The organism is Rhodococcus sp. NPDC056516 (genome assembly GCF_042794655.1).
Lineage (GTDB): Bacteria > Actinomycetota > Actinomycetes > Mycobacteriales > Mycobacteriaceae > Rhodococcus_F.
Window position 1 is genome coordinate 544,501 of the sequence record NZ_JBHTTG010000005.1, and the last position, 12,026, is coordinate 556,526.

Annotated in this window: 15 protein-coding genes; 7 read left to right on the forward strand and 8 right to left on the reverse strand. The window is 61.4% G+C overall.

Going from position 1 to position 12,026, the window contains the following annotated elements; genetic code table 11:
* Positions 1-3 precede the first annotated feature (3 nt).
* Positions 4-444 (reverse strand): hypothetical protein, encoded by a 441-nt coding sequence (locus tag ACFQ6Y_RS18370; protein ID WP_378548446.1) that lies wholly within the window; start codon positions 442-444, stop codon positions 4-6.
* Between the two features lie 279 nt (positions 445-723).
* On the opposite strand from ACFQ6Y_RS18370, the gene ACFQ6Y_RS18375 reads away from it, so the two are divergent.
* The 4 genes from ACFQ6Y_RS18375 to ACFQ6Y_RS18390 all read left to right on the forward strand — a co-directional run bounded on the left by ACFQ6Y_RS18375 (position 724) and on the right by ACFQ6Y_RS18390 (position 4,348).
* Positions 724-2,349, forward strand: coding sequence for a flavin-containing monooxygenase (locus ACFQ6Y_RS18375; RefSeq protein ID WP_378635559.1), 1,626 nt, complete (start codon positions 724-726; stop codon positions 2,347-2,349).
* Positions 2,346-3,143, forward strand: coding sequence for a mycofactocin-coupled SDR family oxidoreductase (locus ACFQ6Y_RS18380; protein WP_378635564.1), 798 nt, complete (start codon positions 2,346-2,348; stop codon positions 3,141-3,143). The genes ACFQ6Y_RS18375 and ACFQ6Y_RS18380 overlap by 4 nt, the downstream gene beginning before the upstream one ends.
* A 4-nt stretch (positions 3,144-3,147) precedes the next feature.
* Positions 3,148-3,978, forward strand: a complete 831-nt coding sequence (locus tag ACFQ6Y_RS18385) for a mycofactocin-coupled SDR family oxidoreductase (RefSeq protein ID WP_378635568.1) — start codon at positions 3,148-3,150, stop codon at positions 3,976-3,978.
* Positions 3,979-4,045: 67 nt separating this feature from the next.
* Positions 4,046-4,348 (forward strand): hypothetical protein, encoded by a 303-nt coding sequence (locus ACFQ6Y_RS18390; protein WP_378448553.1) that lies wholly within the window; start codon positions 4,046-4,048, stop codon positions 4,346-4,348.
* Position 4,349: 1 nt separating this feature from the next.
* Here ACFQ6Y_RS18390 and ACFQ6Y_RS18395 read toward each other — a convergent pair whose 3' ends face one another.
* Positions 4,350-5,792 carry an FAD-dependent oxidoreductase gene (locus ACFQ6Y_RS18395; RefSeq protein ID WP_378635573.1) on the reverse strand — a complete coding sequence of 481 codons (1,443 nt, stop codon included), beginning with the start codon at positions 5,790-5,792 and terminating at the stop codon, positions 4,350-4,352.
* Between the two features lie 425 nt (positions 5,793-6,217).
* Between ACFQ6Y_RS18395 and ACFQ6Y_RS18400 the strand changes: the two genes are divergently transcribed.
* Together ACFQ6Y_RS18400 and ACFQ6Y_RS18405 are read left to right on the forward strand one after the other, a co-directional pair.
* Positions 6,218-6,529 (forward strand): STAS domain-containing protein, encoded by a 312-nt coding sequence (locus ACFQ6Y_RS18400; RefSeq protein ID WP_378536049.1) that lies wholly within the window; start codon positions 6,218-6,220, stop codon positions 6,527-6,529.
* A 236-nt stretch (positions 6,530-6,765) separates the two neighbouring features.
* Positions 6,766-8,037, forward strand: a complete 1,272-nt coding sequence (locus tag ACFQ6Y_RS18405; RefSeq protein ID WP_378536051.1) for an EAL domain-containing protein — start codon at positions 6,766-6,768, stop codon at positions 8,035-8,037.
* Between the two features lie 57 nt (positions 8,038-8,094).
* On the opposite strand, the gene ACFQ6Y_RS18410 is transcribed toward ACFQ6Y_RS18405, so the two are convergent.
* From ACFQ6Y_RS18410 to ACFQ6Y_RS18420, 3 genes are all read right to left on the reverse strand, one after another.
* Positions 8,095-8,337: a hypothetical protein gene (locus ACFQ6Y_RS18410; protein WP_378536053.1), complete on the reverse strand. Its 243-nt coding sequence runs from the start codon at positions 8,335-8,337 to the stop codon at positions 8,095-8,097.
* A gap of 789 nt (positions 8,338-9,126) precedes the next feature.
* Entirely contained in the window at positions 9,127-9,756 is a 630-nt protein-coding gene (locus ACFQ6Y_RS18415) for a uridine kinase (RefSeq protein ID WP_378536055.1), read from the reverse strand.
* Positions 9,753-10,187, reverse strand: a complete 435-nt coding sequence (locus ACFQ6Y_RS18420; protein WP_378536057.1) for a nucleotidyltransferase domain-containing protein — start codon at positions 10,185-10,187, stop codon at positions 9,753-9,755. Before ACFQ6Y_RS18420 ends, ACFQ6Y_RS18415 begins: the two co-directional genes overlap by 4 nt.
* Before the next feature lie 119 nt (positions 10,188-10,306).
* Here ACFQ6Y_RS18420 and ACFQ6Y_RS18425 point away from each other — a divergent pair, with 119 nt between their 5' ends.
* Positions 10,307-10,792, forward strand: coding sequence for a flavodoxin family protein (locus tag ACFQ6Y_RS18425; RefSeq protein ID WP_378548509.1), 486 nt, complete (start codon positions 10,307-10,309; stop codon positions 10,790-10,792).
* Here ACFQ6Y_RS18425 and ACFQ6Y_RS18430 read toward each other — a convergent pair.
* The 3 genes from ACFQ6Y_RS18430 to ACFQ6Y_RS18440 all read right to left on the reverse strand — a co-directional run bounded on the left by ACFQ6Y_RS18430 (position 10,765) and on the right by ACFQ6Y_RS18440 (position 12,011).
* A complete protein-coding gene (locus ACFQ6Y_RS18430) occupies positions 10,765-11,010 on the reverse strand; it encodes a hypothetical protein (protein ID WP_317552662.1) in 246 nt (81 codons plus the stop codon). The genes ACFQ6Y_RS18425 and ACFQ6Y_RS18430 overlap by 28 nt on opposite strands.
* Positions 11,010-11,396 carry a nuclear transport factor 2 family protein gene (locus tag ACFQ6Y_RS18435; RefSeq protein WP_020906616.1) on the reverse strand — a complete coding sequence of 129 codons (387 nt, stop codon included), beginning with the start codon at positions 11,394-11,396 and terminating at the stop codon, positions 11,010-11,012. Before ACFQ6Y_RS18435 ends, ACFQ6Y_RS18430 begins: the two co-directional genes overlap by 1 nt.
* A gap of 114 nt (positions 11,397-11,510) precedes the next feature.
* Positions 11,511-12,011 (reverse strand): flavin reductase family protein, encoded by a 501-nt coding sequence (locus ACFQ6Y_RS18440; RefSeq protein WP_378548515.1) that lies wholly within the window; start codon positions 12,009-12,011, stop codon positions 11,511-11,513.
* Positions 12,012-12,026: the final 15 nt, after the last annotated feature.

Genomic DNA, 12,026 nt, shown 5'->3' on the forward strand with positions numbered 1-12,026 from the left:
GCGTCACCGGAGGACGTACGTGACGTTCATGGCCGGGTAACCCGAGGTCATCGTCACCGTGACGTCGTGGCCATCGGTGGCGTACGTTCCGCCGGCATCCGCCCTGGTCTTCGAGTTGGTGGCACTGAAGACAAATACTCCACCGTCGTCGGAGCGGTACGTGAGCACGATGGGGAAGTCGTTCTGGTTCTTGCTCGTGGCGACAACGTTCACGTTCATGTTCGGGAGGATGTAGTCGGCCGGCGGGACGATCCAGTCGCCGTTCGGGTTGGATGCGTCGACCAGATACAGGGCACCGAAGCCCGAATTGCTGATCATCGCCGTCGTGACGGAGGTGTCGGTCATCGACTTCACGGCGTTCGCACCGGCGGCGCGGGCGACCAGAGCTGCCATGCTGAGGCCGGAAAAGGTAACCGCTTCGGGTCGAATTGTGTTGGTGCTCATGATGTTTCTCCTCGTGTTTGTCGGTCTCGGTGACCGTGTGTTTCGGTGATGAGATAACTATGGCCCCGAAATCCTTTCGGGTCTGTCCACCTACGGGTCCGAGTGCTGGATGACATCGGTGTCCCCCGATCGGTGGACACCAACGCTCTCCACTGCCGTAGCCCACCCAGTGTCAGGGGGTGGAGGCTCCGCCCACCCAGTGTCAGGGGGTGGAGGCTCCGCCCACCCAGCGGGAGAACCCGTTCCTCTACCAACCAGTCCACTCATAGCGTGACCACCATGACCGATCCTGACTTCTCCACCGCACCACTCGACGTCGTAGTCATCGGCGCCGGCGTCGCCGGCATGTACGCCATGCACCGACTTCGCGAGCAGGGGCTGCGTGTCCACGGCTTCGAGGCGGGCTCCGGAGTGGGCGGAACATGGTATTTCAACCGTTACCCGGGCGCACGCTGCGATGTCGAGAGTTTCGACTACTCCTACTCGTTCTCCGAAGAGCTGCAACAGGATTGGGACTGGAGCGAGAAGTACGCGGCGCAGCCGGAGATCCTGTCCTACCTCGATCATGTTGCCGATCGCTTCGACCTGCGCAGTGGGTTCACTTTCGATACCCGTGTCCAGAGCGCACAGTTCGACGAGGGCTCGTCGACGTGGCGAGTGCACACCGACGGTGGTCATGACGTGACCGCACGCTTCGTTGTCTGCGCCACCGGCAGCCTCTCGACCGCGAACGTCCCGAACATCACAGGGCGGGAGACTTTCGGCGGCGAGGTGTTCCACACCGGCTTCTGGCCGCACGAGGGCGTCGATTTCACCGGCAAGCGAGTCGGGGTAATCGGCACCGGATCGTCGGGCATCCAGTCCGTTCCTCTGATCGCCGAGCAGGCCGATCACCTCTTCGTGTTCCAGCGGTCCGCGAATTACAGTGTTCCGGCGGGAAACACACCCCTCGATGACAAGCGGCGCGCCGAGATCAAGGCCGACTACGCAGAGCGTCGAGCGCAGTCCAAGCGCAGTGGCGGCGGATCACCGTTCGTCTCGGACCCGCGCAGTGCGCTCGAGGTGGCCGAAGCCGAGAGGAACGCGGCCTACGAGGAGCGGTGGAAGCTCGGCGGTGTTCTGTTCGCCAAGACCTTCGCAGATCAGACCAGCAACATCGACGCCAACGCGACGGCGGCAGCGTTTGCCGAGGCCAAGATCAGATCGGTGGTCGAAGATCAGGCCATCGCAGACCTGCTGATCCCGAACGACCACCCCATCGGGACCAAGCGGATCGTGACGGACACCGACTATTACCAGAGCTACAACCGTGACAACGTGAGCCTGGTCGATCTCAAGAGCGCACCGATCGAGGCGATCGACGAGGCCGGGATCAAGACGGCCGACTCGCACTACGAACTCGACGCATTGGTGTTCGCCACCGGTTTCGACGCGATGACCGGGGCACTCGATCGCATCGAGATCCGAGGACGCGGCAGCGAGACCTTGCGGGAGAATTGGCACGCAGGCCCGAGAACGTACCTCGGGTTGGGCATGCACGGCTTCCCGAACCTGTTCATCGTCACCGGGCCGGGTAGCCCGAGTGTGCTGTCCAACATGATTCTCGCTGCCGAGCAGCACGTCGACTGGATCGCCGACGCGATCGGCCATCTCGATTCCAACGGCATCGACACGATCGAACCCAGCGCAGAAGCCGTGAACAGCTGGCTCGAGGAGTGCTCGCGCCGGGCGTCGGCAACGCTGTTTCCATCCGCGAACTCCTGGTACATGGGAGCCAACATCCCGGGAAAGCCGAGGATATTCATGCCATTCATCGGGGGCTTCGGTGTCTACTCCGACATTTGTGCTGACGTGGCAGCAGCGGGATACCGAGGCTTCGAGCTGAACAGTGCGGTGCACGCATGAGTCGGCTGGAGGGCAAGCGCGTACTGGTGACCGGTGCGGCCGGCGGAATGGGGCGCTCACACTGCGAGCGGCTCGCCGAAGAAGGCGCGTCCGTGATCGCGCTGGATGTCGAACAGGCGCAGTCGGGTTTGGCGGAAACCGCTCAGGCAGTGCGTGATCGAGGTGGCATCGCGGTCACCGGCGTCGCGGACATTCGGGACTTCGACGGCTTGGCCGCCGTAGTGGCAGAGTGCGTTGCCGAACTCGGGGGTCTGGACGTCGTGGTCGCCAACGCCGGCGTCTACGACACGCCTGGACCGACGTGGACCATCGAACCGGCGGTCTGGAACCGTTCGCTCGACGTCAATCTCACCGGGGCGTGGCACACGGTCAAGGCCTGTGTTCCGCATTTCGCCGACGGTGGGTCTGTCGTTCTGGTCAGCTCGACAGCGGGAATCAAAGGTATTGCCGGAGCAGGTCACTACAGTGCTGCCAAGCACGCCGTGGTGGGTCTGGCCAGAACATTGGCCAACGAGCTGGGGACGGAAGGCATTCGGGTCAACTCCGTGCATCCGGGTTCGGTACGTACTCCGATGATCATCAACGAGCGAGTGTTCGCGAACCTGTGCCCGGACATCGAGAATCCCACCGAAGCAGACGCTGCTGCAGTGCTCAGCGCTCGCAACTTGCTGCCCGTTCCCTGGGTCGATCCGGTGGACGTCAGTAATGCGGTCCTGTTTCTCGCATCCGCGGAGTCCCGCTACATGACCGGCTGTCAGTTGGTTGTCGACGCCGGCCTGACCCAGAAAGTGTGAATTGATGACTTCTCGATTGGAAGGCAAGATCGCGCTGATCACGGGTGCGGCACGAGGAATCGGGCGGGCTCAGGCCGTGCGTTTTGCCGAAGAGGGCGCGGACATCATCGCGGTCGACGTGTGCACCTCGGTGGAAACCACAGTCACGCCGCCCGCGACGGAGGCCGATCTGGCCGAGACCGTCGCGCAGATCCAGGCGCTGGGGCGAAAGGTCGAATCCGCTGTAGTGGACGTTCGGGATCTCGAGGCGCTGCGAAGTGCCGTCGACTCGGCCGTCGAAGCGCTCGGTGGTCTCGACATCGTCTGCGCTACAGCCGGTATCACGTCCTCTGACGGGGCGCTGACCATGTCGGAAACGATGTGGCAGACCATGCTGGACGTGAACCTGACCGGCGTGTGGCACACCACCACCGTTGCGGCTCCGCATTTGATCGAGCGAGGTGGGGGATCGATGACACTCACCAGTTCCATCGCCGGACTGCGGGGGTTGGTCGGGGTTGCGCACTACACAGCGGCCAAGCACGGTGTGGTCGGTTTGATGCGCTCGCTGGCAAAGGAATTGGCGCCGTACAACGTGCGCGTCAACACTGTTCATCCCACCAACGTCGACACCCCGATGATTCAGAACCCGTTGGTTCGCGGCAAGTTCCGCCCGGACCTCGAGAACCCCACCCGCGAGGAATTTGCTGCCGCGGCGATGACGATGAACATGCTCGCCATTCCGTGGATCGAACCGGTGGACGTGGCGAACGCTGCACTGTTCCTGTCCTCCGACGAGGCCCGCTACATCACGTCTGTCGCCCTGCCAGTGGATGCGGGCAGTTCGTCCCGCTGACGTTTGGACACGCTGAGTTCCGCCACGGTGTGTAGCGTCGGTTTCACCCAACCGAAAGGCGCACACCGTGGCGGAACGACGCTATCTGGAAGTCACCGTCGGGACCAACATCGTGATGGTCCTCGACCACCGCACTGTGGAGGTTTTCGACCGCACCGCCGCGAGCACGAGTGAAGTGGCCCGCTGGCACGTCGAACACATTGCAGTGAAGGCAAAACCGTCGAAGTCGGGTCTCAAACTCACTATCGGTAATCGGCTCGCTGACGACTCCATCGCGGTAGCGGGGCCACGAGCATCGCTCACCGTTCCGCCGGAGGACGAAGCCGCCGTCGTCGCGTTCTTCGACGAGGTCAAGGCCGCTCGGGTGTGACTCAGGCGCCCGCTGTCGCGCGCGCGGCAGCATGGGCGCCGGCAACCCGGCCGAACGCCAAGGCATCGGCGATATGGAATCCACCGTCCTTCGCCGCGCTGTACGTGGAACTGACGGCGCCCGCCGCATAAAGTCCTGGAATCGGATTGCCGGCAGTATCGAGAACGCGGGAATGACCGTCGCGGCGCGGTCCGCCGTTACTCCAACCCAGCAGTGGCGGTGCGGCGACGGCGTAGAACGGAGCCGTGGCCACCGGGGCCAACGTCTCGGGATTGCGACCGAACGAATGGTCTACGCCGTCCGCGCACGTCTCGTTGTAGCGTCGCACGCTCGTTTCCACGACGGTTGGGTCCAGTCCGAGCTTCCCGGCGAGTTCGGTGAGCGTGTCTGCCTTGACGATCCATCCCTTGTCGATCTCAGCTTGATTGTCCGCACTCCACTCGTACCCTTCGTCGAGAACTCTGTGGCCGACGGGCAGTGCGTCGCGACCGGGGCTCAGTTGTCCAGCCAACCTCATCGTCTCGTCGAAGACGATGTTCATCGGTTGCACTGGAAAGTGTTGGTAGGAACCTTCTCTGAACACATGACCGTGCCGCATTTCGGCCGACTCGTCGGTGAAGCGTCGACCTTCCCGGCTGAGGAACACATAGTTGTGGGCATTCCACAGTGCCAGGAAGAAACCCGTCGGATTCTCGGGATCACCGGGGATTCCCGTAATGGTCATCATGTTGTTCATGTGCCACAGATCTGCGCCTACCGCTTGCGCCATGCGGTGACCGTCGCCGGTAGCCGATGGTGAGCCCCAGATCTTCGGATTCTCCAGACGCAGGTAGTCGCGCACCATCGTCGGATTTGCTTCGAATCCTCCGGTGGCAAGGACGACACCCCGGCGCGCCTGGATCTGCGAAGTTTGTTCACCCGAACGGATCTCGACTCCGGTCACCGCTCCGGATTCATCTGTCAGGAGTCTGGTGGCTTCGGTGTCGAAAAGAGTTGTGATGCCGCGTTCCGCGAGAGCGGAGACGAGGAACCGGTAGAGAAGTTCATTGCCCATCTTCCCTTCGACGGTGTCCATCCCTGCGTAACAAGAACTTCCGTCGAGTTCGGCGAACTCTGCTGTGGAATGGAAATCGCCGGTCATCGCTACAGTTGCACCCAGACTGCGGAGCCAGTCGGACAGCCCGTGAGTGTTCTCGGCCCAGGCATCGATGACGTCGTCGGCAACGGGGAACTCCCCGTTCAACGAACGCAGGAAGGTTCGGGCGGCAGCGGGGTCCTGGTTGACGAACCATCCACTGCCGGACAATCGAGTGTTGCCGCCCGCGGAATCAGGTCCGCTCTTTTCCAGAATCACGATCGATGCGTCGTCGGCGTGCGCTTGGAGCGCTGCGGCCGATCCGGCAGCGCCCGATCCGATGACGAGTACGTCGACAATGTTATCCATGTCACAGAAGGTATTGCGGAATGGTGGTGCGGCGAACTCACCTTCCCGATGAGCGAGAAAGCCAGTGGTCGACGCCGCAGAGACGCCGCCCCGCAGGCACGTCGGGGGCCAGGCGAGGTGCTTGCGTTCAGTGCGTCAGGGGTAGCGCCAAAAGTGCGATATCGCGCTGTGACATTTTCGAGACTCTAGCGTTACAGATCTGGATGTGTTGGTGAAACCTGCCGTTGGCAGAGTTCGTCTGGAACGCAGTGACCGACACGGTTGGTTATCCGAAGCACAGTGATTCATCGCTGATTCCGGCGGTGGGGCACGCCGAGTCCAGACAAGAGGGTTTCATGACTACGATCAACGAACGTTCTTCAGCTGCAAATGTTCTCGATCTATTTGACAGCGCCCTCCGAGAAGGGCATCGGTACAGTATCGACGTGGAAAGCTACACCCCTTCGTATGCGGTATTGAGGCTTTCCGGGGAATTGGACATGGGTCAGCGTGTGGAATTGGTGCATGCTCTCGACCGACTTCTTCTGGTCGGCACCGATATTCACGTCGATCTCTCCGGCGTGACCTTCATGTCGTCCGGAGTGGCGAATGCCGTTGTCGATGCTGCGGGGCGTGGCAACAACCGCATTCGCTTGTTTGCCCCGACGCGAGCGGTCTCCATGATTTTTCAGGCTCTCGGCGCCTCCGAACTCATTGCGGGCGATGCCACGTCGACCGCTGATGCACTCGGCGCTTGAGCCGGAAACAAATCCCACGAACGATGTGAAGTGAGCAGCGCTCGATACGCGTTGACTTGGTTCCTGGTCTGATCTGCGTCTCGATGTGCATTTTGCGGCGCGGGATCAGGTTGTCGTCACCGGGTTGCGCCGAGATTTGCGATAGTCTCGTTCAGTGTCGAGCAGCCGGCGCCGCCATCGACGCGTCCGGCCGCATGAACGCTTGGTGGTCCCGACTCGTAGTGAAGAGCCACACCATGGCGTATGACACCAGCAACGGTTCGACATCGTCGAATTCTCCGATCACCCAGTTCTCCGATGTGATTGGTCTGGAAGTAAGCATGCAGTTCGCACCGATACGCCGCCTCGACGACCACGCACTTGCAGGTGTCGAGCTGCAATTGCGTGGGCCTGACAATTCCTCTCTGTGTTCGGCGCATGCCCTTCGCCGCGCCTCGCAATTGATGCAGCAACGCTCGGAATTCGACAGTCACAAACTGGCCATGTCCCGTACTGCCCTCGCATGCACGGTCGCGGATCGCCTGCCGTTACTGGTGGCCGTCGACTCGGCTTCCCGAGCAGCTCTGAACGCTCCTGGTATCGAAGGAGCGACGAGAAATCTGCAACGGATCGTCATCACGGTTGACAGCGCATCGGTGCTTACCGATCCCCACAACTCTCTGGCAGTGATCAGAGAAGCCCGCGCGGGCGGGCGTCTGATTGCACTCGACGGCGTCGGCATCGACAGGCACTCGGCGACACTTCTGTCTTTGGTTGAACCCGACATCATTATCACTTCCGCTGAATTGCTTTCCAAGGCAGCATATTTCGAAGTCGGAACGACAGTGCACGCGCTCGGCGCCTACGTCGAGCGATCGAACGCGATTATCCTTGCCGAGGGTGTCGACTCGGAATCGTCCCGTCTTGCCGCAATCACCATCGGAGCCACATACGGAACGGGTGAGTTGTATCCCGCAGTCGCCGATCCGAGTTCATTGTTGTCCGAACCGGTCGTCGCGATGCCCGATACTCCGGTGTGGAGTGATCCCATCCCCGAAGTGGGCACTCCCTACTCGATCGTGTCTGCTCACAGCCAGATCCGGCGCGGTACCAAGCGTCTGTTGATCCAACTGAGTAAGTCCCTCGAAGCACAAGCCGCCACATCGGGTTCCTCGATGCTTGTTCTGGGCACTTTTCAACAAGCCGAGCATTTCACTGCATCCACAACTGCACGGTGGCGTCATCTCGCCGATACCGTGGGGTTTGCCGGTGTCTACGGTGTCGGTCTGTCCGTGATGCTCGACGGTAAAGTTCAACACGCACCGCTCGAACCGGGTGATGATCTCGTCAACGAGTGGACGGTCGTCACTCTGGGGCCACACCATGCCGCGATGCTGTCGGCGCGAGATCTTCATGACAACGGTCCAGATCTCGAACGGACCTTCGACTTCGTGCAAACCTACGATCGCACCAGTGTCACCCAGGCAGCGCACTCTATTCTCCGTCGCTACCCCAAGACGAATTCGTGAACCCAGTACCGATGTCCTCGAAGTTCGCCGCGAGCGCTGCTTGACCGGCGATCGTGGCTAAGGATTGGACGGGCGCCGCGCAAGACGTCTCTTTGCTGCAGTGTTGAGTAGATACCTTTCGGCGACCGTGTAGTCCGTGACGGTTGCGCCATCCGGCGTTGTGGTGTGGGTGAGCAGTTCGAGATAGCGGCGACGGAAGATATGGGCGTCTGATTCTGCAAGTAAGAACTCCGCCGCTGCGACGACCTCTGGTTTCGGAGCAGCGTGTGTGTGCCGGTTTCGGGCAGGCTGAGTGCTCATGTTTGCCTCTTGATTTCGAAAGCTTCTGTGCCGGTGGCCATGTGCAAGGAGATCTTCGTTTCATCACCGGTCATGAGAAGTGGTGAGTAGCTTCAGATCGATCGGCTGTCCGTCGGGGGAACGGCATTTGTGCCGCCTCCACCGAACGGTTCCCAGGCACACCAGTGCACCTTGTCTTCGAGTCGGTTCTGGAGAACTTCTTGGCATGCATCGGATCCGAGGACTGCGACCCATCGTCTACCGGCCATCGAGAACCACGGGGCTTCGCCGCAACGATCCCAGCCGTTTTTGTATCAAAGCAAGAGGTTCGCGGATGTATTCGAAAAGTTTGATCTATTCCGGGTAGTCCCGAATTGCCTGAGATGGGACGCAAGCGCGACAGGATGGGTGGAGCAGCCAGGATCTTCGACATCACGTACCTGCCTTCCGTTTACATCTGACAGTGATTCCTGTCAGATTGGGCAGTCTGCGTCACATTCGCGTCGTCTGTCAACATCGACACGCTGCTTCTCCGACACTCCGCCGGTATGCCGGTCTGAGTGGTGGGCAGCGGGCATCGCTTCAGCGTGAAGCTTCCTCGCCGCAGGACTGGAAGTCTGTGCTGCCGCGGCAGACAGGGGGCGACCGTGACCGCCAGCGGTTTGCATGCCAAGCTGACAGAGCGATATTTCTACGAGAGTTTCACCAGTAGAGACCCACTCCTCCAGCAGTTTTCGACGGAATCGTCGACGCGGCTGCACTCTGTACGGCGACCGAGCTTGGCCTCCCCATCAGGGTGCGATCAACGGATTACTTTTCGTGGGCGGCATGTGTCGTGATGTGCGGCAGGCGCGGGTCGGCGTTGTCGATGACGCAGTCGGCCCGAGTCCAGGGCTTCGCAGCGGCGAAGTACAGCCGTTGGCCGCCGACATATCTGTTCATCGACGGATGTTCCGGATCTGCGTTTGTTCCGTCGCGAAGGTTCATACGCTGGGCGGTGATCCCGAAGGGCACGTCGAGGAAGATCGAGTAGTCCCATCGTCCGGCGAGTTCGTCACGATGCAGGAAAAGGCCTTCGACGAGGACGATCGCTCCATCGGCTGCAACGAGGTATGCGTCGCTGTCCCGTCGTTGTCGGTACTCGCGGCTCCCTCGCGGCGTCAGTGGGTCGAGAACATGTCGTTCGAGGGCGTCGTAGTCGTAGCTGTCGAGCCAGAACCCTTCCGGTGATTGTCGCCCTCTACGATGGCGAATCTCCGACGGATTGAGGAAGTCGTCGACGTGAATCACGATGACGGGGCGTGCATTCAGCTGTGCCGCCAGGCTTTTTGCGAAGGTCGTCTTCCCGCTCCCGTCGACGCCGTCGATCGCGACGAGAGGCGAGCCGCGCAACGCGGATACTTCGGCGGCCAAGATTTCGAAGACCGACGCAGTGCTCATCGATCAGTTCCTACAGCACTCGCAGCAGCACGAAGAGACCCCGTGTCGTACAAAATTCGGTGGCCGTCTTCGAGCACGCGCCTCGTGCCCCCGTCGAGCGGAACGTCCGCCCAGCTTTCAGTCGCGAAATTCAGTTCGACGAGAAGACCGGAGCCCAGGCGGAAGCGTCGCTCTCGGATCGGTCCCCAGTTGGCTGCTCGGACGAAACGCGCGTCGGGACGGATCTGCACGAACCAGCCTTCATCGGCCAGTGCCTCCGGGTTTTCGGCCAGGATCATCAGATCGAGATCACTTGCCATACGCTCCGCACCGCGCGCGTACGACCCGACCAGCGCTACAGCTTTGACGCTGTCGTGCTCACCGGCCCATCGTTCAACGTCGACGAGCAACGAGTTGACTGCGCGTTTTCGCCCCTTCAATCGTGCTGACATGACGGGTATCTTTCCTCACCAAAGGGAAGTCGAGCGCAGTCCTGCCCATATCCTTGGTGGAGTTACGTGACAAACCTATGGGAGAAGATGCACATGTCCACGACCAATGAAGGCAGTCGATGAAGACGATCATCGTGTGTACCTCTGTCTCCCACGGCAATACGCGGCGGATCGCCGACGTCATCGGCGAAGTTCTCGATGCTCGCGTGGTCGAACCCGGCGACATCGACGCCGCGGAGCTCGCCGACTACGACCTCGTGGGCTTCGGATCCGGGATCTACCTGCGCTCGTACCACGAAAACCTACGTGCGTTCATCGAGTCGCTCCCCGAAGAACGCCGATCCAAGGCATTTGTCTTCGCCACCAGTGGTTTTCCCGACAAGGGGATTCACCGCTTCTCACGCCCACTGGTTCAGCTCCTCGAACAGAAGGGCTTCGATGTGGTCGCAGCCTTCTCGTCGCGTGCGTGGGATACGTATCTGCCGTTCAAACTCGTCGGCGGCATCCGGAAGGGGCGGCCGAATGCCGCCGATTTGGAATCGGCGCGCATGTTCGCCGAAGTGCTACGCGGAAGCGTTCAGGACAGCTTGCCCGGCACCGGGTAACTGCGAAGGCTCATCTCGAGCTCTCCGGCGTCGGCAAGGTCGTTGATCGTCTGACGCAGAGCGCCACACGTCCGCTGAGCGTTGGCACGGCTGTTCGCGCGCCCCAGCTCCGGGCACACTTCCTGCGACTCTTCGAGCCATTGAACGCTGGTGTGCGCGTCGCTGTACTTCTCGACCAGGACACGATTTCCGCAGTTGCGGCAACTGACCTGCCGCATCAGCGTGCAATCAGATCGGCCGGTGACCAGAAGGCGCGCATGCTCGTGATCTTCGCGTCCGCATCGAAAGTCATGACGTCGATGGGTTCGACCTCGTAGACCTGATCGCCCACCGGCGTGACGACGCGGAAGTGGAAGGCCGCGCTGGATCCGCTCACCCGCAGGGTAAGCAGCTCCGTCTCTTGCGAACCGCCCTCGAGAGCGCCGTAGAACTCGGTGATCGCAGCTTTGCCGACGCGGGGTTCGCTGCCGACCGGGTCTTCGAGCGTTGCGTTCTCGGCGTAGAGGGCGGCGATGTCCGCTGACGATCCGCGAGCCACGGCGTCGAGGTAGGTGGTTACCGTCGCCGTGATCGCGGCCGTGGTGTCTGGTTCGAGAGTGGTCATCGAGTTAGTCCGATCAGTCGAGAAGTTCAGGGTCTGACAACTACTTCGGACGCTATCGGTGCTGTCTCGATTCGGCGCCGCAATCTCCCACGCAGCGGGACGGACACAACAAACTCAGGCGTCGAAGCGTCCGAATCCACCGCGATAGAACAGAAGCGGACCGTCGTGGCGCAGCACGTTCAGGTCGGTGATGCGTGCGACGACGATGGTGTGATCACCGGCGTCGTGTTCTTGCTCGACGGTTGCCTCGATGCGGGCCAGCGCGCCGCTGAGCGCTGGAGCACCGTTGCCGGCGGCACCCCACTCGATGCCGAGGAACTTGTCGGTTCCGCCGCGCGCGAAGGCGGAACACATGTCCTGCTGATCGTGGGCGAGAACATTGATGCAGAGAGTTCCGGATTCACGAAGCTTCGGCCAACTCGTCGACGTCTTCGCCGGGCAGAACGAGAGCAGCGGGGGATCGAGCGATACCGAGACCAGGGACTGGCAGGTGAAGCCCAGTGGCGAATCTCCGTCGTGAGCGGTGATGACGGTGACGCCGGTGCAGAAATTGCTCATCACGTTACGAAGTGTGCGCCCGTCCAGAACTGGCGGCTCGGCGTTTTCCACGGACATGTCGTCTCCTTGTTC